Annotated in this window: 17 protein-coding genes; 10 read left to right on the top strand and 7 right to left on the bottom strand. The window is 60.0% G+C overall.

Annotated elements, in window-relative coordinates; genetic code table 11:
• Positions 1-120: 120 nt before the first annotated feature.
• Positions 121-576, top strand: coding sequence for a YaiI/YqxD family protein (locus tag RHP74_RS30085; protein WP_010465051.1), 456 nt, complete (start codon positions 121-123; stop codon positions 574-576).
• Between the two features lie 56 nt (positions 577-632).
• Here the strand turns inward: RHP74_RS30085 and elbB are convergent, their stop codons facing one another.
• The gene (gene elbB, locus RHP74_RS30080; RefSeq protein ID WP_010465049.1) at positions 633-1,301 is read right to left on the bottom strand and encodes an isoprenoid biosynthesis glyoxalase ElbB; all 669 of its coding nucleotides are present in this window, start codon (positions 1,299-1,301) and stop codon (positions 633-635) included.
• A 116-nt stretch (positions 1,302-1,417) separates the two neighbouring features.
• On the opposite strand from elbB, the gene RHP74_RS30075 reads away from it, so the two are divergent.
• A complete protein-coding gene (locus RHP74_RS30075) occupies positions 1,418-2,653 on the top strand; it encodes a sterol desaturase family protein (protein ID WP_010465047.1) in 1,236 nt (411 codons plus the stop codon).
• Here the strand turns inward: RHP74_RS30075 and RHP74_RS30070 are convergent.
• Entirely contained in the window at positions 2,634-3,257 is a 624-nt protein-coding gene (locus RHP74_RS30070) for a DedA family protein (RefSeq protein WP_077747159.1), read from the bottom strand. The two genes, RHP74_RS30075 and RHP74_RS30070, sit on opposite strands and share 20 nt — an antisense overlap.
• Positions 3,258-3,463: 206 nt before the next feature.
• Between RHP74_RS30070 and hemB the strand changes: the two genes are divergently transcribed.
• Both hemB and ppk1 read left to right on the top strand, forming a co-directional pair.
• A complete protein-coding gene (gene hemB, locus RHP74_RS30065; protein ID WP_010465043.1) occupies positions 3,464-4,477 on the top strand; it encodes a porphobilinogen synthase in 1,014 nt (337 codons plus the stop codon).
• 18 nt (positions 4,478-4,495) lie between these two features.
• Positions 4,496-6,718, top strand: coding sequence for a polyphosphate kinase 1 (gene ppk1 / locus RHP74_RS30060; RefSeq protein WP_311096865.1), 2,223 nt, complete (start codon positions 4,496-4,498; stop codon positions 6,716-6,718).
• Positions 6,719-6,913: 195 nt separating this feature from the next.
• Here ppk1 and ppx read toward each other — a convergent pair whose 3' ends face one another.
• From ppx to RHP74_RS30035, 5 genes are all read right to left on the bottom strand, one after another.
• Positions 6,914-8,416, bottom strand: coding sequence for an exopolyphosphatase (gene ppx / locus RHP74_RS30055; RefSeq protein ID WP_010465038.1), 1,503 nt, complete (start codon positions 8,414-8,416; stop codon positions 6,914-6,916).
• Positions 8,417-8,659: 243 nt separating this feature from the next.
• Complete coding sequence (locus tag RHP74_RS30050; protein ID WP_010465037.1) at positions 8,660-9,397, bottom strand: amino acid ABC transporter ATP-binding protein; 738 nt, start codon at positions 9,395-9,397, stop codon at positions 8,660-8,662.
• Positions 9,384-10,034 (bottom strand): amino acid ABC transporter permease, encoded by a 651-nt coding sequence (locus RHP74_RS30045; protein ID WP_083375491.1) that lies wholly within the window; start codon positions 10,032-10,034, stop codon positions 9,384-9,386. Before RHP74_RS30045 ends, RHP74_RS30050 begins: the two co-directional genes overlap by 14 nt.
• The gene (locus tag RHP74_RS30040) at positions 10,031-10,699 is read right to left on the bottom strand and encodes an amino acid ABC transporter permease (protein ID WP_010465033.1); all 669 of its coding nucleotides are present in this window, start codon (positions 10,697-10,699) and stop codon (positions 10,031-10,033) included. Before RHP74_RS30040 ends, RHP74_RS30045 begins: the two co-directional genes overlap by 4 nt.
• A 21-nt stretch (positions 10,700-10,720) precedes the next feature.
• A complete protein-coding gene (locus RHP74_RS30035; protein WP_172791904.1) occupies positions 10,721-11,506 on the bottom strand; it encodes a transporter substrate-binding domain-containing protein in 786 nt (261 codons plus the stop codon).
• A 257-nt stretch (positions 11,507-11,763) separates the two neighbouring features.
• Here RHP74_RS30035 and RHP74_RS30030 point away from each other — a divergent pair, with 257 nt between their 5' ends.
• The 6 genes from RHP74_RS30030 (at position 11,764) to RHP74_RS30005 (ending at position 19,078) form a co-directional block, all read left to right on the top strand.
• Complete coding sequence (locus tag RHP74_RS30030) at positions 11,764-12,471, top strand: FadR/GntR family transcriptional regulator (RefSeq protein WP_010465028.1); 708 nt, start codon at positions 11,764-11,766, stop codon at positions 12,469-12,471.
• 120 nt (positions 12,472-12,591) lie between these two features.
• On the top strand, positions 12,592-12,921 hold the full coding sequence (trxA, locus tag RHP74_RS30025; RefSeq protein ID WP_008150340.1) for a thioredoxin TrxA: 330 nt from the start codon (positions 12,592-12,594) through the stop codon (positions 12,919-12,921).
• Between the two features lie 248 nt (positions 12,922-13,169).
• On the top strand, positions 13,170-14,429 hold the full coding sequence (gene rho / locus RHP74_RS30020; RefSeq protein WP_007942421.1) for a transcription termination factor Rho: 1,260 nt from the start codon (positions 13,170-13,172) through the stop codon (positions 14,427-14,429).
• A 144-nt stretch (positions 14,430-14,573) separates the two neighbouring features.
• Positions 14,574-16,574, top strand: a complete 2,001-nt coding sequence (locus tag RHP74_RS30015; protein ID WP_311096864.1) for an acyltransferase family protein — start codon at positions 14,574-14,576, stop codon at positions 16,572-16,574.
• 69 nt (positions 16,575-16,643) lie between these two features.
• A complete protein-coding gene (ubiD, locus tag RHP74_RS30010; protein WP_007942423.1) occupies positions 16,644-18,110 on the top strand; it encodes a 4-hydroxy-3-polyprenylbenzoate decarboxylase in 1,467 nt (488 codons plus the stop codon).
• Complete coding sequence (locus RHP74_RS30005) at positions 18,110-19,078, top strand: CDP-6-deoxy-delta-3,4-glucoseen reductase (protein WP_010465021.1); 969 nt, start codon at positions 18,110-18,112, stop codon at positions 19,076-19,078. The genes ubiD and RHP74_RS30005 overlap by 1 nt, the downstream gene beginning before the upstream one ends.
• Positions 19,079-19,205 lie beyond the last annotated feature (127 nt).

The following is a 19,205-nucleotide window of genomic DNA, read 5'->3' as shown; positions in this document are numbered from 1 at the left end:
TTCGCTGCGCTCATATTCGGGGGCAAGCCTCGCTCCTACAGGTTGTACGCGGCCCCAAATAACGCGCGAATCCTGTAGGAGCGAGGCTTGCCCGCGAAGCTTTTAACGGAGGGAAACACAATGCGCGTATGGATCGATGCCGACGCCTGCCCACGGGCGGCGAAGGATCTGGTGGTGAAGTTCGCCCTCAAGCGCCAGTTCGAAGTAGTGCTGGTGGCGGGGCAGCCACAGATCAAACCTGGCCTGGCTCTGGTGAAGCTGATCGTGGTGCCCAGCGGCCCGGATGCCGCCGATGACTATCTGGTGGAACACGCGGTGCCAGGTGAACTGGTGATTTGCAGCGATGTGCCGCTGGCCGATCGGCTGGTGAAAAACGGCGTTTCAGCGCTGGACCCGCGGGGCAAGGAATTCGATGCGCAGAACATGGGCGATCGGTTGGCAGTGCGTAACCTGTTCACCGATCTGCGTGAACAAGGCCAGATGAGTGGCGGGCCGGCGCCGTTTGGTGAGCGCGAGAAGCAGGCGTTCGCCAATGCGCTTGACCGGATACTCACTCGGCTGACCCGTAAAGCCTGAGCCTTACTCAAATCAAAGGTGGGCGCGAGCAGGCTCACTCCCACAATTTGACCGCGTTAAACGTCGTTTTCGTGGGTCAGTTCGAGGACACGGTCGACCAGTTTGTTGATCCCCGAGGCGGCTTCGCTGATGCTCTGCGCCAGCATATAAGCCGGGGTGCAGACCAGTTTGCGCGCCTTGTCTTCGACGATGTCGCTCACTGCGCAATCCTGGTGAGTGGCGCCCATCTTGTTCATGGCGGCAGCGGTATCGGCGTCGCTGCCAATGGTGCAGGTCACGCCTGGCCCATAGATTTTCGCCGCCAGCGCCGGCGAAATGCACATCAACCCCACCGGTTTGCCCGCTTCGGCAAACGCTTCGGTCAGCGCCAGGACGTCCGGTTGAACGGTGCAACCGGCGCCTTCGATGGCGAAGTTCGACAGGTTCTTGGCCGCGCCAAACCCGCCCGGCACGATCAGCGCGTCGAAGTCTTCTACGCTCGCCTCACGAATGTCCTTGATGTTGCCCCGGGCGATCCGCGCCGATTCCACCAGCACGTTGCGTGACTCGGGCATTTCGTCGCCGGTCAGGTGATTGATCACATGCAATTGCGAGATATTGGGGGCAAAGCACTGCACCTCGGCGCCACGCTGGTCCAGGCGCAGCAAGGTAATCACGCTTTCGTGGATCTCGGCGCCGTCGTACACGCCACAGCCGGAAAGTATCACTGCAATTTTTTTGCTCATGGGTTTTTCTCCAGATTCATGGCGTTAAATGTCCACTAATTTGTCACTCGTTGCCATAGGGTTAATTCGCGGCTACACCTAGCATCTGTCCTCAAGATTCCGATCAGGGCGCGTCAATGGACTTCATTCTGTATGCGGTGCCGTTTTTCTTTGTGCTGATTGCCGTCGAGCTGCTGGCGGACCGTTGGCGCGGGTTGAGCAATTATCGGCTGGCGGACGCGATCAACAGCATCAGCACCGGGGTGTTGTCGACCACTACCGGCCTGTTGACCAAAGGTGTCGGCCTGGTGACCTATGCGTTTGCCCTCAAGCACCTGGCGCTGTTCGAACTGTCGGCCGACAGCGTTTGGGTCTGGGTGTTTGCCTTTGTCCTCTATGACTTCTGCTACTACTGGCTGCACCGTATGGGCCATGAGCGCAACATCCTCTGGGCCGCGCACTCGGTGCATCACCAGAGTGAGGACTACAACCTCTCCACGGCCCTGCGCCAGACCAGTACCGGCTTTCTGCTGAGCTGGATTTTCTACCTGCCGATGGCGGTGCTCGGCGTGCCGTTGCTGGTGTTCATCAGCGTTGCCGCACTCAACTTGCTCTATCAGTTCTGGGTGCATACCAAACACATTCCCAAGCTCGGCTGGTTCGAGTGGTTCTTTGTCACGCCGTCCAATCATCGGGCTCACCATGCACAGAACGCTCTCTACATGGATCGCAACTACGGCGGGGTGTTCATTATTTGGGACCGTCTATTTGGCTCGTTCCAGGAAGAGGACGACAACGAGCCGGTGATTTTCGGCGTGACCACGCCGTTGGCAAGCTGGAATCCGTTGTGGGCGAACGTGCAGTTTTACGCACAGCTTTGGGATGACGCGCGACGGGCTGAAAGCACATGGGACAAGCTGCGGATCTGGTTCATGCGCACCGGCTGGCGGCCGGCGGATGTGGCGGCCAAGTACCCGATGAACAAACCGGACCTGAGTCAGTTCCGCAAATTCGAGGTGCCGCTGGACGGGCGTCAGCAGGTGTATGTGGCGTTGCAGTTCTGCGTTTACATCGCGCTGGGCAGCTATTTGATGAACCTTGAGCCACGTTTGCCGACTGCCGCGCTGGTGTTGGGCTGGGGCGCAGTGGCATTCGGCTTGTTTACGTTGGGCATGGCCCTGGAGAATCGCCCGCAGGCGTTGAAACTGGAGCTGCTGCGCCTGGCATCGAATGTGCCGCTGGTGTGGCTGGCGCCGGTAGTCGGGCTGTGGCCGGCCAGCGCGGTGGGCTGGATCGGCCTGTTCAGCTACAGCTTGCTCAGCGGCATCGGTCTCTACTGTTGCAGGGACCGCTTCACTCGGTTGGCGTCTTAGTCTCGGCGGCCTTGGCCAGCTCGGCTTGCTCGTCGGCGTAGATCTTCTTCGCCAGACGGGCATTCTTGAAACGCCGGCGCAGCCACAGGCCCAGGCCCAGTACCAGCAGGGCACCAAGCACCCACAGCTCGTACTTCTTGACGCTGCCCAGCATGCCCTCAAGCACCGCGCCGAAGTGATACGCCGCTGCGGCCAGTGCGGTCGCCCAGATCGCAGCACCAATCCCGTTGAGCAGCAGATAACGCCCCGGCGGATATCCCGACAGGCCGATCGCCACCGGCATGACCGTGCGCAATCCATAGACGAAGCGGAAACTCAGCACCCAGATGTCCGGGTGTTTGCGGATATGTTCCAGCGCCCGGTCACCCATCAGTTGCCAGCGTGGTTTGCGCGCCAGCAATTTGCGACCGTGTTTTCGCCCGAGGAAATACCACAGCTGATCGCCGGCATAACTGCCACAGAACGCCACGATCGTGACGATCTTGATGTCCATGTATCCGCGGAACGCGAGGAAGCCTGCGAGCACCAGGATGGTTTCGCCTTCGAAGAACGTGCCGAGAAAGAGGGCGAAGTAGCCGAATTCCTGAAGAAATTGTTGGAGCATTGTCTGGATGCTGGCGAAATGAACGCGCAGCCTAACCCTTCGTGAACATTCATGAAAGTGTCCAAATGTGTCTCGACGTGAACATTTCCTACAAGGACAATGGAATGCGACTACCTGCCGCAGGGGTGCACATAACTGTAATACCACGGTCATAATGGCCGCTTATAACTGTCACGCTCGCACGCCAGCGGGCTCAGGAGTCTGCCGTGAGCTTTACCCCCGCCAACCGTTTGTTTCCTGCAACCCGCCTGCGTCGCAATCGCCGTGATGATTTTTCGCGTCGACTGGTCCGTGAAAACGTTCTGACCGTCGACGATCTGATCCTGCCGGTGTTCGTGCTGGACGGTGAAAACCGTCGCGAAGCAGTCGCGTCGATGCCGGGGGTTGAGCGTCTGACCATCGATCTGTTGCTCGAAGAAGCGGCCAAGTGGGTCGAACTGGGGATTCCGGCAGTGGCGTTGTTCCCGGTCACGCCCCCGGAGCTCAAGTCCCTGGACGCCGCCGAAGCCTGGAACCCGAACGGCATCGCCCAACGCGCCACCCGCGCCTTGCGTGCGCAGTTCCCGGAACTGGGTGTGATCACTGACGTCGCTCTGGACCCGTTCACCACCCACGGCCAAGACGGCATTCTCGACGAAGAGGGCTACGTGCAGAACGACATTACCGTCGATGCCCTGGTCAAGCAGGCGCTATCCCACGCCGAGGCCGGCGCACAGGTAGTGGCCCCGTCGGACATGATGGACGGTCGCATCCAGGCCATCCGCGAAGCGCTGGAGCTGGCCGATCACGTCAACGTGCGGATCATGGCTTACTCTGCCAAGTACGCGAGCGCCTATTACGGCCCGTTCCGCGATGCGGTAGGTTCGGCGCTGAACCTGGGCAAGGCCAACAAGGCCTCCTATCAGATGGACCCGGCCAACAGCAACGAAGCCCTGCACGAAGTGGCGGCGGACTTGTCAGAAGGCGCGGACATGGTCATGGTCAAGCCAGGCATGCCGTATCTGGACATCCTTTACCGGGTCAAAGAAGAATTTAAAGTGCCGACCTTTGTTTATCAGGTCAGCGGTGAATACGCCATGCACATGGCGGCCATCCAAAATGGCTGGTTGAGCGAAGGGGTTATCCTCGAATCCCTGACCGCTTTCAAACGTGCAGGAGCTGATGGCATCCTGACTTACTTTGCCGTGCGCGCCGCTCAATTGTTACGAGAGCAGAAATAGCCCTCCCAGGAACATTCCATGAATACCGAAGGACTCACTGAAGTTGCCGTAAAAGAAGCTCAACCCGTGGTCGAGCAAATCGCCGAGACGCCGCCGGAGCTGGAACCCGCTCCACCCGCGGCGGTGGCCGAAACCGCAACAGCGGCGCCAGCGATTGCCATTCCCGGTCTGGATGACAGCAGCCTGTATATCCATCGCGAGCTCTCGCAACTGCAGTTCAACATCCGCGTGCTGGAACAGGCGCTGGATGAGTCCTACCCGTTGCTGGAGCGGCTGAAGTTCCTGCTGATCTTCTCCAGCAACCTGGACGAGTTCTTCGAGATTCGCGTGGCTGGCCTGAAGAAGCAGATCACCTTCGCCCGTGAGCAGGCCGGTGCCGATGGTCTGCAACCGCATCAGGCTCTGGCCCGCATCAGCGAGCTGGTACACGGTCACGTCGACCGTCAGTACGCGATCCTCAATGACATTCTGTTGCCGGAACTGGAAAAACATCAGGTCCGCTTCATCCGTCGGCGTCACTGGACCACCAAGATCAAGACCTGGGTGCGCCGCTATTTCCGCGACGAGATCGCGCCGATCATCACCCCGATCGGCCTCGACCCGACGCACCCGTTCCCGTTGCTGGTGAACAAGAGCCTGAACTTCATCGTCGAGCTCGAAGGCATCGACGCCTTCGGTCGCGATTCCGGTCTGGCGATCATCCCCGCGCCACGCTTGCTGCCGCGCGTGATCAAGTTGCCGGAAGAAGTGGGCGGCTCGGGCGACAACTATGTGTTCCTGTCGTCGATGATCCACGCACACGCCGATGACCTGTTCCAGGGCATGAAGGTCAAGGGCTGCTACCAGTTCCGCCTGACCCGAAACGCTGACCTCGCGGTCGATACCGAAGACGTGGAAGACCTGGCCCGCGCCCTGCGTGGCGAGCTGTTCTCCCGTCGCTACGGTGACGCGGTGCGCCTGGAAGTGGCCGACACGTGCCCGAAACACCTGTCCGACTACTTGCTCAAGCAGTTCAACTTGCACGAGACCGAGCTGTATCAGGTCAACGGTCCGGTCAACCTGACCCGCCTGTTCAGCATCACCGGCCTGGACAGTCAGCGAGCGCTGCAATACACGCCGTTCACCCCGCAGATCCCGAAACTGCTGCAGAACAGCGAGAACATCTTCAGCGTGATCAGCAAGCAGGACATCCTGCTGCTGCACCCGTTCGAGTCCTTTACTCCCGTGGTCGACCTGCTGCGCCAGGCCGCGAAGGACCCGCATGTATTGGCGGTACGCCAGACTTTGTACCGCTCCGGCGCCAACTCGGAAATTGTCGATGCGCTGGTGGATGCCGCGCGTAACGGCAAGGAAGTCACCGCGGTGATCGAGTTGCGTGCGCGCTTCGACGAAGAGTCCAACCTGCAACTGGCCAGCCGTCTGCAAGCGGCCGGTGCGGTGGTGATTTACGGCGTGGTGGGCTTCAAGACCCACGCCAAGATGATGCTGATTCTGCGTCGCGAAGCCGGCGAGATCGTGCGTTACGCCCACTTGGGTACCGGCAACTATCACGCGGCCAACGCCCGTCTGTACACCGACTACAGCTTGCTGACCTCGGACGACGCCTTGTGCGAAGACGTCGGCAAACTGTTCAGCCAGCTCATCGGCATGGGGAAAACCCTGCGCATGAAGAAGCTGCTGCACGCGCCATTCACGTTGAAGAAGGGCATGCTCGACATGATTGCCCGGGAAACCCAGTTCGCCCTCGATGGCAAACCGGCGCACATCATCGCCAAATTCAACTCGCTGACCGATCCGAAGATCATCCGCGCGCTGTACAAGGCCAGTCAGTCCGGGGTGCGTATCGATCTGGTGGTGCGCGGCATGTGCTGCCTGCGTCCGGGTATCGCCGGGGTGTCGCACAACATCCATGTGCGCTCGATCATCGGGCGTTTCCTGGAGCACACCCGGGTGTTCTACTTCCTCAATGGCGGTGAAGAGCAGATGTTCCTGTCCAGCGCCGACTGGATGGAGCGCAACCTCGACAAGCGCGTAGAGACTTGCTTCCCGGTCGAGGGCAAGAAGCTGATCATGAGGGTCAAGAAAGAGCTGGAGCTTTATCTGACCGACAATACCCACAGCTGGAGCCTGCAGGCGGACGGTCGCTACATCCGCAACACGCCGACCGGCAACCAGAACCCGCGCAGCGCGCAGGCGACCTTGCTGGAGCGACTGGGCAGCCCGATTCTCGCCGTTCGCTGACGCAGATTCGGTTGGGCAAAAAAAGGGCGATCCACATGGATCGCCCTTTTTGGTTTCAGCTTCCTACCTGTGGCGAGGGAGCTTGCTCCCGCTGGACTGCGTAGCAGTCCCCTTCTTTTCAGGGATAGACGGGGGCGCTTCGCACCCCAGCGGGAGCAAGCTCCCTCGCCACAGGGAATGTGTTCGCTGCGGTTTTTAGCGCACGTTCAGCGTGAAGCTGACTCGGGTGAGCCATTCCGCTTCGAGAGCGAAGTCGGCCTGGGTCAGTTGGTTTTCGTCCAGCCAGTTTTCAGGGAACAACACATCGAGGCTGTCGCGTTTGGCGTGCAAGACGACCTGCGGCATTTCCTGGGTGCCGCGGATGTGATGGAACAGGATCGCAAAGCGCAGCAGCACGCACAGGCGAATCAGCTTGATCCCGTCCTCGCCGAAATCGGCAAACCGGTCCCGGGGAATGTTGCGTCGGTGACCGCGCACCAACAACGCGAGCATCAGTTGGTCTTCACGGGAGAACCCGGCCAGGTCCGAGTGCTCGATCAGGTAGGCGCCGTGCTTGTGGTATTGATAATGAGCGATGTCCAGGCCCACTTCATGGACCTTGGCCGCCCAGCCGAGCAGTTCGCGCCAGACGCCGTCATCCAGTTCCCAATCCTTGGCCACCTGATCGAAGGCATGCAGGGCTTTGCGCTCGACCCGCGCCGCTTGTTCCAGATCGACGTGATAACGCTCCATCAACGAGCTGAGCGTGCGCTCACGGACGTCTTCATGGTGATGACGGCCCAGCAGGTCATAGAGCACGCCTTCGCGCAGGGCGCCTTCACAGTGGTCCATGCGTTGCAGTTCGAGGGCGTCGAAGATCGCTTCGAGAATCGCCAGGCCGGCGGGGAAAATCGCGCGGCGGTCAGGCTTGATGCCTTCGAAGTCGATTTTCTCGACATCGCCCAGCTTCATCAGTTTGCGCTTGAGCCAGGCCAGGCCTTCGGCGTTGACCTCGCCCGTGCCATGACCGCCCGCCTTCAGCGCCAGGCCAATGGCGCGGATGGTGCCCGAGGAGCCGATGGCTTCATCCCAGGTCAGGCGATGCAGCGCGTGTTCGATGCTCATGATCTCCAGCCGCGCTGCGGTGTACGCCTGGGCGTAGCGGGCCGGGGTGATCTTGCCATCCTTGAAATAACGCTGGGTATAACTGACGCAGCCCATCTGTAGGCTTTCGCGCAGCAGCGGTTCGAAGCGCTGGCCGATAATGAATTCGGTACTGCCGCCGCCAATGTCGGCCACCAGGCGTTTGCCCGGGGTGTCGGCGAGGGTGTGGGACACGCCGAGGTAGATCAGGCGCGCTTCTTCACGGCCGGAGATGACTTCCACCGAGTGGCCGAGGATTTCTTCGGCGCGGCGGATGAATTCACCGCGGTTGCGGGCTTCACGCAGGGCGTTGGTGCCGACGATCCGCACGGCACCGGGCGGCATACCGTTGATCAGTTGGGCAAAACGCTTCAGGCAATCGAGCCCGCGCTGCATGGATTCTTCGTTGAGCTGACGCTCTTCGTCGATGCCGGCGGCCAGCTGAACTTTCTCCCCGAGGCGCTCGAGAATACGGATTTCGCCGTTCTGGGCCTTGGCCACGACCATGTGAAAGCTGTTGGAGCCCAGGTCGATTGCGGCGATCAGGGACAGATTCTTGGCTTGGGATTGCGGCATGGTCATGGGGTCTCGGTCGATAACCTCGACATCCTGCCACGATCAAACGCTGCCGCCAACGCGCAGCGTTCAAAGCCTTGATCCAGAGCACGGACGGCATGAGTTCCTGTGGCGAGGGAGCTTGCTCCCGCTCGACTGCGCAGCAGTCGCAAAACCTGCACATGCGATCCAGTGAAAACGAGGTGATAATTTTTAGGGCCGCTGCGCAGCCCAGCGGGAGCAAGCTCCCTCGCCACAAAAGGGTTAGCCTGCTGCTTCAACTGTGCCGATGAAGTTCGCCAGCTCCGCCGTCTGCGGGTTCGCAAACAGAATCTTCGGATCCCCCACCTCATGCACCTTGCCCTGATGCATGAACACCAACTTATCCCCAACCTCCCGGGCAAAGCGCATTTCATGGGTGACCATGATCAGCGTCATCCCTTCCTTGGCCAGTTGCCGGACCACGCTCAGCACTTCATTGACCAATTCCGGGTCCAGCGCTGACGTGATTTCGTCGCACAGCAAGACTTTGGGAGACATTGCCAACGCCCGGGCAATCGCTACGCGCTGTTGCTGCCCGCCCGACAGCCGGTCCGGGAAGGCATCAAACTTCTCGCCCAGCCCGACCCGCTCCAGCATCTCCCGCGCCAGCTCGACCGCTTTGGCCTTCGGCACTTTCTGCACCACTTGCGGCGCGAGCATCACGTTCTCGCCCACGGTCAGGTGCGGGAACAGGTTGAACTGCTGGAACACCATCCCGACTTTCTGCCGCAAGGTGCGCAAATCGGCGCGAGCGGCATCGAGGTATTCGCCGTCGACCTCAATTACGCCGTCGTTGATCGACTCCAGGCCGTTGAGGGTGCGCAGCAAGGTGGATTTGCCCGAGCCGCTGCGGCCGATGATCGCCACCACCTGGCCTTCCTCGACGCTCAGGTCGATGCCCTTGAGCACATGGTGGTCGCCGTAATATTTATGCAGGGCGGAAATTCTAAGCAGAGGCATGCAGTCTCCTTTCCAGGTAGCGCGCACTGAGGGACAAGGGGTAGCAAAGCAGGAAGTAGCCGAGGGCGACGAGGCCGTAGACCATGAAGGGTTCGAAGGTCGCGTTGGCGAGCATGCCGCCGGTCTTGGTCAGTTCGGTGAAGCCGATGATTGAGGTCACGGCGGTGCCTTTGACCACTTGCACCGAGAAGCCCACGGTGGGTGCCACGGCGATCCGCAGCGCTTGCGGCAGAATCACGTAGCGCAGTTGCTCCAGCGGGTTGAGCGCCAGGCTTGACGAGGCTTCCCACTGACCATTGGGAATCGAATCGACGCAGCCGCGCCAGATCTCCGCCAGATAGGCGCTGGTAAACAGCGTCAGGGCCAGCGCCGCCGCCATCCACGGCGAAATCTCCACACCGGCCAGCGCCACGCCGAAAAACACCAGAAACAGCTGCATCAACAGCGGCGTACCCTGGAACAGCTCGATGTAAGTGCGGGCAATGTTACGCGGCAGAGGCTTTTTCGAGATGCGCATGACCATGATCAGCAAGCCGATCAGCCCGCCGCCGATAAACGCCACCAGCGATAACGCCAGGGTCCACTGCAGGCCGGTGAGCAGGTTGCGCACGATGTCCCAGAAGGTGAAATCGCTCATTGGCTGCTCCTCGATATATAGCGGCGGCCGATCCAGTTCAGCAGTTGGCGGATCAGCAGCGCCATGCACAGGTACAGCAGCGTGGTCAGGGCATAGGTTTCAAAGGCGCGGAAGTTGCGCGACTGAATGAAGTTGGCGGCAAAGCTCAATTCTTCGGTGGCGATTTGCGAACAGACCGCCGAGCCGAGCATGACGATGATGATCTGGCTGCTCAGGGCCGGCCAGACCTTGCCCAGCGCTGGCAGCAGCACCACGTGGCGGAACGCTTCGAATCGACTCATCGCCAAGGCCGCAGCGGCTTCCAGCTGTCCTCGGGGGATCGCCTGGATACCGGCGCGGATGATTTCGGTCGAGTAGGCGCCGAGGTTGATCACCATCGCCAGCACCGCCGCCTGCCATTCGGAAATCTGTACTCCCAGCGACGGCAAGCCGAAGAAAATGAAAAACAGCTGCACCAGAAACGGCGTATTGCGGATCAACTCGACGTAGACCCCGAAGATCGCCGAGAACGGGCGAATGTTCCACGCCCGCACCAGCGCCCCGACGATGCCCAACCCCACACCCAGCACTGCGCCGATGGCCGTCAGTTCAAGGGTGAACAAGGCGCCGCGCAGTAGCAGATCGGTGTTTTGCACCACCGGCAGAAAGTCGAACTGATAGGCCATATCAAATCTCCCGAGCGACGATCAGAGGTCGGCCGGCAATGGCTCTTTCAGCCAGGTCTGGGAGTTTTTCTCCAGTGCGCCGTCGGTTTTGGCGGTGGCGAGGATCTGATTGACCTTGCCCAACAGCGCCGGCTCGTTCTTGTTCACGCCGACATAGACCGGCGAGTCCTTGAGCTTCACTTTCAACGCTGGAATGCGTTTAGGGTTCTTCTCGCTGATCGCGACCATCACCACGTTGCCGCTGGCGATGAGGTCGACTTGCCCGGCGATGTAGGCGGCAATGGTCGAGTTGTTGTCTTCGAAGCGTTTGATGGTCACACCTTCGGGAGCGACTTTGGTCAGCTCGATGTCTTCGATGGCGCCCCGGGTGACGCTGACGGTTTTACCCTTGAGGTCGTCCAGGCCTTTGATGTCGGCATCCGGCGGACCGAACACGGCGAGGTAGAACGGCGCATAGGCGCTGGAGAAGTCGATGACTTTCTCGCGCTCGGGGTTCTTGCCCAGGCTGGAGATCACCAGGTCGACCTTGCCGGTGGTCAGGAATGGAATGCGGTTGGTGCTGTTGACCGGGGTCAGTTCAAGTTTGACCTTGAGTTGCTCGGCCAGCAGTTTGGCGGTGTCGATGTCGAGGCCGCGGGGTTTCATGTCCGGGCCGACCGAGCCGAACGGCGGAAAGTCCTGAGGCACGGCGACCTTGAGGACGCCGCGTTTGACTACATCCTCCAGGCCGTCGGCGTGAGCGGGTGCCTGGCTCAACATCAGGCTGGCAAACAGGGCAGTGAGAAGGGCGCTGTAACGCAGGGTCATGGCGAATCTCCGAATCGACGAGGAATGAATTCTGCGGATCGACAGAGCACGGGCCATGCCAAGAAGCGGATTTGGGGGCCGCAGGCCACGGTTTTACTGGATTCTTTCGGTCTTACTGGTCTGAACAGTGGATGGGCATTTCGCACCCTCATGGCGCATCCGTGAAACGTGCCGAACCCCCATGGGGCACGACTTGCCGAGGGCTGCGAATAGCTTTACAACTAGCCGCTCATTGTCCTGGTTCGTCTGAAAAAACCATGAATTCGATTTCCAGAGCCGTACCTGAAGTGGCGCTGCAAGCCATCCGTAAACTGATCACCGAACAGGGTTTCGCGCCGGGCGATGCCTTGCCTTCGCAGCGAGATCTGGCGGTGCAATTGGGGGTGAGTCGGGCGTCCCTGCGTGAGGCGCTGTCGTCGTTGAGTGCGTTGGGCGTGATCAGCATCCAGCCGGGCAAGGGCGTATTCGTGCAGTCGCCGGTGGATTTGCCGCGCGGCGATGCGGCACTGAGCTGGCCCTTCGCAGCCCAGGCATCGCCGTTGGATATTTTCCAGTTGCGTTATGCCCTGGAAGGTTTTGCCGCCGGTTTGGCCGCGGTGACCCTGAGCACTCACGAGCTCGATACGCTGGAAGACAACGTGGCCGCCATGCGCAACGAATTGAAGGCAGGTGACTTCGAGGCGGCGGCACGACTGGATTTCGATTTTCACCGACGCATCCTGCTGGCCAGCGGTAATCAGGCAATGCTGAGCATCCTCACGGCCAGCGCCGACATCTTTCTGGAGAGCCAGAAGCTACCGTTCATCCGGGCCGAACGCGCCATGGAAACCTGGCAGGAACACCGCAAAATCCTCCGTGCGCTAGCCCGGCGTTCGTCCGGCGCGGCGCAGAAAGCCATGCAGGAACATGTACGCAATGCAGCCCTGCGTACCGGAATTGCCTTCGTCGCTCCCGCCACCCCGTGACTTGAGCTATACCCAAAGTCATGCGCCACCATAGCGAGACTCAATCAACTGCACCTTCCTGAACGAGGGAAGGGCGGCTATGATGGGCCACGTTTTTTTGCTTACAACCTGGAGACTTCCATGAGCAGCGATCTTATCAAACACGTCACCGACGCTAGCTTCGACGTCGACGTCCTCAAGGCCGAAGGCGCTGTACTGGTCGACTACTGGGCTGAATGGTGCGGCCCTTGCAAAATGATCGCTCCTGTCCTGGACGAAATTGCTGAAACCTACAAAGGCAAACTGACCGTTGCCAAGCTGAACATCGACGAGAACCAGGAAACCCCGGCCAAGCATGGCGTGCGTGGTATCCCGACTCTGATGCTGTTCAAGAACGGCAACGTTGAAGCGACCAAGGTCGGCGCACTGTCGAAGTCGCAACTGGCGGCCTTCCTCGACGCCAACATTTAAGCGTTGTTATAAAGCGTCAGGAAAAGGCCCCGCATATTGCGGGGCCTTTTCGTTATTGAGGGCTAGACGCTCCGAAACTCAGGTGGTACATTCGGCCCCGCACTGGTTTCTCCATTGCCCCCTGCTAGCCGTCGCCGACGCACTCCTTTTCGAATAAGTACGCGATCCTGTCGCCTTCTCTGCGGCGCGGCCTCATTAAGCCAAAAGCTTAATTTCCCCCCCTCCATAAATGATTACGTCATTCCTATATGAATCTGACTGAACTCAAGCAAAAGCCGATTACCGAACTGCTCGAATTGGCCGAACAGATGGGCATAGAAAATATGGCCCGTTCGCGCAAGCAGGACGTGATTTTCTCCCTGCTCAAAAAGCACGCGAAAAGCGGCGAGGAAATCTCCGGTGATGGCGTGCTGGAGATTCTCCAGGACGGCTTCGGCTTCCTGCGCTCCGCTGACGCTTCCTATCTCGCCGGCCCAGACGATATCTACGTCTCGCCGAGCCAGATCCGTCGCTTCAACTTGCGCACCGGTGACACCATCGTTGGCAAGATCCGCCCTCCGAAGGAAGGCGAGCGTTATTTCGCGCTGCTCAAGGTCGACACGATCAACTACGATCGTCCCGAGAACGCGAAAAACAAGATTCTCTTCGAGAACCTGACCCCGCTGTTCCCGACCGTGCGCATGAAGATGGAAGCCGGCAACGGTTCCACCGAAGACTTGACCGGTCGTGTCATCGACCTGTGCGCCCCGATCGGCAAAGGCCAGCGCGGTCTGATCGTTGCACCGCCGAAAGCCGGTAAAACGATCATGCTGCAGAACATCGCCGCCAACATCGCTCGTAACAACCCTGAAGTTCACCTGATCGTATTGCTGATCGATGAACGTCCGGAAGAAGTGACCGAAATGCAGCGCACCGTGCGCGGCGAAGTGGTTGCCTCGACGTTCGATGAGCCGCCAACCCGCCACGTGCAGGTTGCAGAAATGGTGATCGAGAAGGCCAAGCGCCTGGTCGAACACAAGAAAGACGTGGTGATCCTGCTCGACTCCATCACCCGTCTGGCTCGTGCCTACAACACCGTGATCCCGAGCTCCGGCAAAGTACTCACCGGTGGTGTCGATGCCCACGCACTGGAGAAACCGAAACGTTTCTTTGGCGCCGCGCGGAACATCGAGGAAGGCGGTTCGCTGACCATCATCGCCACCGCGCTGGTTGAAACCGGCTCGAAGATGGACGAAGTGATCTACGAAGAATTCAAAGGCACCGGCAACATGGAACTGCCTCTGGACCGTCGTATCGCTGAAAAACGCGTGTTCCCGGCCATCAATATCAACCGTTCCGGCACCCGCCGCGAAGAGTTGCTGACGGCCGACGACGAGTTGCAGCGCATGTGGATTCTGCGCAAGCTGCTGCACCCGATGGACGAAATTGCGGCCATCGAGTTCCTGGTCGACAAGCTGAAAACGACCAAGACCAACGACGAGTTCTTCTTGTCGATGAAGCGCAAGTAAGGCGGTTTTTACATCCGCTTAAAATGGCGTCCTTCGGGGCGCCATTTTTTTTGCCAGAAAAATGGGAGGTTTGTGATTAACTCCGGTCAGTTAGAAAACAAAAAAACGATCGTAAAAACAATCAACTGACTGGCCTTACTGTTTATGAGCACGCTTGCTTATCGAAGGGATATCGACGGTTTACGCGCAATCGCCGTGATTGCCGTGGTGCTGTTCCATTTTGGCGTTCCAGGGTTTACCGGCGGGTTCGTCGGCGTGGACATCTTCTTTGTGATTTCCGGCTACCTGATCACCTCGATCATCTGGAACCAGCGTCAGGCCGGGCGTTTCAGCTTTGTCGACTTCTGGGCCCGCCGTGCCCGGCGAATCCTCCCCGCGCTGTTTGCCATGATCATTGCCGTGCTGGCGGTGGGCTGGTTTCTGTTAGCGCCCAAGGACTATGAAGAACTGGGGCGCTCGGTGCGTTACCAGGTGATGTTTGTCTCCAACATCCTGTTCATGCGTCAGGACGGCTACTTTGACGTTGCTTCCGACCTCAAGCCGTTGCTGCATACCTGGTCGCTGGCGGTTGAAGAGCAGTTCTATATCGTTTTCCCGCTGTTGCTGACGCTGTTGTCGAGTCGCCTGAAAGCCTGGCGTCTGGCGCTGTTCGCCGTATTGCTGGTGTCTTTCGGGCTCAGTGTGTGGGCCGTTGCGCATCACCCTGAGAAAGCGTTTTTCCTGTTGCCGATGCGCGCCTGGGAGTTGTTGGCCGGCGCCATGCTGGCCGTGGCGCCCAGAAGCCAATGGCGCCTGACCACCGCCGGGGCTCAAGTGGTCAGCCTGGCCGGGTTCGGGTTGATTCTGCTGGCGATAGTGGGTTACGACAAAAGCACGCCATTTCCCGGTGTCGCGGCGTTGTTGCCGACCCTGGGCGTGGTTGCACTGATCTGGGCCAACGGCCATCGCCAGACCTTGGTGGGTGGGCTGCTGGCCAGTCGCGTGCTGGTCGGTCTCGGGCTGATTTCCTATTCCTGGTACCTGTGGCATTGGCCGGTGTTTGTCTTCGCCAGTTACGCCAGTGTCGAGGAGCCCGGTCCGTTTGATATTGCCGGCTTGATTCTGCTCACCCTGGTGCTGGGCTACTTGTCGTGGAAATTTGTCGAGACGCCGTTCCGTGAACGACGGCTGCTGGCGGGGCGTCGGCAGATGCTGCTGGCGGCGGGCGTCGGTGTACTGGTGCTGGGGTTGGCCGGGCAAACGTTACGCTGGACCCATGGCTTGCCTTCGCGCCTGTCCGATCAAGCGTTGCAGTACGCCAAGGCGAAGGAATGGCGACCGGAACTGATGCGCTGCCTGGCCGACGACAAAACCCCTGACGACAAGCTCTTCTGTCACTACGGGGCGCCGGCGTTGTCGTCACGGTTGCTGGTCTGGGGCGACAGTCACGCCACCGCGCTGATTCCGGTATTCGATGAGGGGGCGCAGAAGCATGGTGTCAGCGTGATTCTCGCCAGCTCCACGGGCTGCCTCCCGGTGGAAGGGCTTGAGCACGATCAACGGTGCGCCCGTTTCAATCGCCGGGTCGAGCAGGAGTTGAAGCCGCAGTCGGTGGGCGATGTGGTGCTTGTCGCGCGCTGGAGCCTGTATCTCTATGGTGATGCGAAAGGCGATCTCGGGCATGCACTGAAAGATGCCCATGGTCGTTACGAAAGGGCCAATGCCGAGCAGCAACTGGCGGAAGGGTTGCAGGCGACCATCCGGCAATTGCGCAATGGCGGGCATCGCGTCTGGCTGATCAAGGAAGCGCCGTTGCAACCCTTCAGCCCGCCTTACCGCCTCAGCCGCCTGGCCATGCTGCATCGTCCGACCGATGACGTCGGTTTAGCAGTGGCTGAGCACTTCAAGCGCCAGGCGTTCATCAGTCAACTGTTCGCGCAGATAGCGGCGGCGAACCCCGGCGTGACCGTGGTTGATCCGGCGCCATTGCTGTGCGATCACGCGGGCCTGTGCCGCGCCGAACTCGACGGTCATTCGCTGTATACCGACGACAATCACCTGTCGGAAGTCGGTGCGCGCTTTATCGCGCCGGTGCTTGAGCCGCTGTTCAAGCGCTTGCAGGCCCGCACGACACTGGGCAATGGCAACGCAAATGCGGCCAAGTAAGCAGCGATAAGCTGCCAGCGGGCGGCAGAGCAGGTAGGATGTACGCCTATTTTAGGGGTGCCATCGTCAATGAAATTCAAGGATCTTCGGGATTTCGTGCAGCAGCTTGAGCAGCGCGGAGAGTTGAAACGCATCCAGATCCCCGTCTCTCCAGTGCTGGAGATGACCGAAGTCTGTGATCGCACGCTTCGGGCAAAAGGCCCGGCGCTGCTGTTCGAAAACCCGACCGGCTACGACATTCCGGTGCTCGGCAACCTGTTCGGCACCCCCGAGCGGGTGGCGATGGGCATGGGCGCCGAGGCGGTCAGCGAGCTGCGCGAGATCGGCAAGCTGCTGGCCTTCCTCAAAGAGCCCGAACCGCCGAAGGGCTTGAAAGACGCCTGGTCCAAGCTGCCGATCTTCCGCAAGATCATTGCGATGGCGCCGAAAGTCGTGAAAGACGCGGTGTGCCAGGAAGTGGTCATCGAAGGCGACGACGTCGATCTGGCGATGCTGCCGGTGCAGACCTGCTGGCCCGGCGACGTCGGCCCGCTGATCACCTGGGGCCTGACCGTCACCAAAGGTCCGAACAAAGACCGCCAGAACCTCGGCATCTACCGTCAGCAAGTGATTGGCCGCAACAAGGTCATCATGCGCTGGCTGAGCCACCGGGGCGGCGCGCTGGATTACCGTGAGTGGTGCGAAAAGCATCCCGGCCAGCCGTTCCCGGTCTCCGTGGCCCTGGGCGCTGACCCGGCGACCATCCTTGGCGCCGTGACGCCGGTACCGGACAGCCTCTCCGAATACGCCTTCGCCGGTCTGCTGCGCGGCAACCGCACCGAACTGGTGAAGTGCCGCGGCAACGACCTGCAAGTGCCGGCCACCGCCGAGATCATCCTTGAAGGCGTGATCCATCCGGGCGAGATGGCCGACGAGGGCCCTTACGGCGATCACACTGGCTACTACAACGAAGTCGACAGCTTTCCGGTGTTCACCGTCGAGCGCATTACCCATCGGATCAAACCGATCTACCACAGCACCTACACCGGCCGTCCGCCGGATGAGCCGGCGATTCTCGGCGTGGCGCTGAACGAAGTGTTCGTGCCGATCCTGCAGAAGCAGTTCCCGGAAATCACCGACTTCTACTTGCCGCCGGAAGGTTGCTCGTACCGCATGGCCATCGTGACCATGAAGAAGTCGTATCCGGGCCACGCCAAGCGGGTAATGCTCGGTGTCTGGTCGTTTTTGCGACAGTTCATGTACACCAAGTTCGTTATCGTCACAGACGACGATATCAATGCGCGAGACTGGAACGACGTGATCTGGGCCATCACCACGCGCATGGACCCCAAGCGCGACACGGTGATGATCGACAACACGCCGATCGACTACCTCGACTTCGCCTCGCCGGTCTCCGGGCTGGGTTCGAAGATGGGGCTCGATGCCACGCATAAATGGCCGGGCGAAACCACTCGCGAGTGGGGCCGGGTGATCGTCAAGGACGACGCCGTGACCCAACGGATCGATGCCATCTGGAATCAGTTAGGAATAGATTGATGCGTGTAACCTTGCAGCCTTCCGGAGCAGTGCTAGAGATTCTGCCCGGCGAGCGTATTCTCGATGGCGCGCGGCGCCTGGGCTATGAATGCCCGCAAAGCTGTCGTAACGGCAATTGCCACGTGTGCGCGGCGTTGCTGGTGGAAGGCCGGGTCGAACAGGACGGCGGTGTGCGTGACCATGGCGAGTTCTACACTTGCATAGCAGAGCCGCTGGAAGACTGCATCGTGCTGTGGGATGGCGTGCTCGCGCTGGGAGAACTGCCTGTGCGCAGCTTTTCGTGTCAGGTCATTGAATGCAGGGACGTCGGCGGCGATACCTTTCGCGTGCATCTGCGGGCGCCAGCCGGCAAGCCACCGCGTTATCACGCGGGTCAGTATTTGATGATCGAACGTGAAAACGGCGAGAAATCCGCCTTCTCCCTGGCCTCGGCACCGCATTCCGGCCGCGACCTGGAAATTCATGTGTTGGCGCGCGAAAGCAGTGCGCTGAGCCTGATCGAACAACTGCAACGCAACCCGATGGTGCGGATCGAGATGCCGTTCGGCGATACCCATCTGGCGGAACTGCCGGACGGTCCGCTGGTGCTGATTGCCGCTGGCACCGGCATGGGCCAGATCCACAGCCTGATCGAACATTGCCGGGCCGCGGGTTTTAAACATCCGGTGCATCTGTATTGGGGTGTGCGTCGGCCTGAAGACTTTTATGAAATCGAACATTGGGATGAGTGGCTGAAACTGCCCAATCTGTTCCTGCATAAAGTCGTCAGCGATCAATGCGGCTGGCAGGGGCGTTGCGGCATGTTGCATGAGGCAGTGTGTGAGGACTTCCCTGATCTGAAAGCGCTGCACGTATATGCCAGCGGCTCACCGGCCATGGTCTACGGCACGCTGGATGCGTTGGTTGAAGCGGGGATGGATGCCCATCAAATGCGTGCCGACGTCTTTGCGTACGCGCCACGATCTTGATCCGCGATCTTGATCCGCGATTTTAATCGTTATAACTCCCCATATAGCCGATCGGTATTTATAGTTTTATATAAATGCCGGTAGGTTATATCCAAGCAAGGCAATTATTTAAGAACTGTGCCATGGC

The sequence above is a fragment of the Pseudomonas sp. SG20052 genome (assembly GCF_031766055.1).
Taxonomy (GTDB): Bacteria; Pseudomonadota; Gammaproteobacteria; order Pseudomonadales; family Pseudomonadaceae; genus Aquipseudomonas; species Aquipseudomonas mandelii.
This window is presented reverse-complemented; position numbering and strand designations above follow the sequence as displayed.

Bases quoted from the DNA above. Each gene is read 5' to 3' on its own strand.
- RHP74_RS30085 (WP_010465051.1), top strand. From the start codon at position 121: ATGCGCGTATGGATCGATGCCGACGCCTGCCCACGGGCGGCGAAGGAT.
- elbB (WP_010465049.1), bottom strand. From the start codon at position 1,301: ATGAGCAAAAAAATTGCAGTGATACTTTCCGGCTGTGGCGTGTACGAC.
- RHP74_RS30075 (WP_010465047.1), top strand. From the start codon at position 1,418: ATGGACTTCATTCTGTATGCGGTGCCGTTTTTCTTTGTGCTGATTGCC.
- RHP74_RS30070 (WP_077747159.1), bottom strand. From the start codon at position 3,257: ATGCTCCAACAATTTCTTCAGGAATTCGGCTACTTCGCCCTCTTTCTC.
- ppk1 (WP_311096865.1), top strand. From the start codon at position 4,496: ATGAATACCGAAGGACTCACTGAAGTTGCCGTAAAAGAAGCTCAACCC.
- ppx (WP_010465038.1), bottom strand. From the start codon at position 8,416: ATGCCGCAATCCCAAGCCAAGAATCTGTCCCTGATCGCCGCAATCGAC.
- RHP74_RS30050 (WP_010465037.1), bottom strand. From the start codon at position 9,397: ATGCCTCTGCTTAGAATTTCCGCCCTGCATAAATATTACGGCGACCAC.
- RHP74_RS30045 (WP_083375491.1), bottom strand. From the start codon at position 10,034: ATGAGCGATTTCACCTTCTGGGACATCGTGCGCAACCTGCTCACCGGC.
- RHP74_RS30040 (WP_010465033.1), bottom strand. From the start codon at position 10,699: ATGGCCTATCAGTTCGACTTTCTGCCGGTGGTGCAAAACACCGATCTG.
- RHP74_RS30035 (WP_172791904.1), bottom strand. From the start codon at position 11,506: ATGACCCTGCGTTACAGCGCCCTTCTCACTGCCCTGTTTGCCAGCCTG.
- RHP74_RS30030 (WP_010465028.1), top strand. From the start codon at position 11,764: ATGAATTCGATTTCCAGAGCCGTACCTGAAGTGGCGCTGCAAGCCATC.
- trxA (WP_008150340.1), top strand. From the start codon at position 12,592: ATGAGCAGCGATCTTATCAAACACGTCACCGACGCTAGCTTCGACGTC.
- rho (WP_007942421.1), top strand. From the start codon at position 13,170: ATGAATCTGACTGAACTCAAGCAAAAGCCGATTACCGAACTGCTCGAA.
- RHP74_RS30015 (WP_311096864.1), top strand. From the start codon at position 14,574: ATGAGCACGCTTGCTTATCGAAGGGATATCGACGGTTTACGCGCAATC.
- ubiD (WP_007942423.1), top strand. From the start codon at position 16,644: ATGAAATTCAAGGATCTTCGGGATTTCGTGCAGCAGCTTGAGCAGCGC.
- RHP74_RS30005 (WP_010465021.1), top strand. From the start codon at position 18,110: ATGCGTGTAACCTTGCAGCCTTCCGGAGCAGTGCTAGAGATTCTGCCC.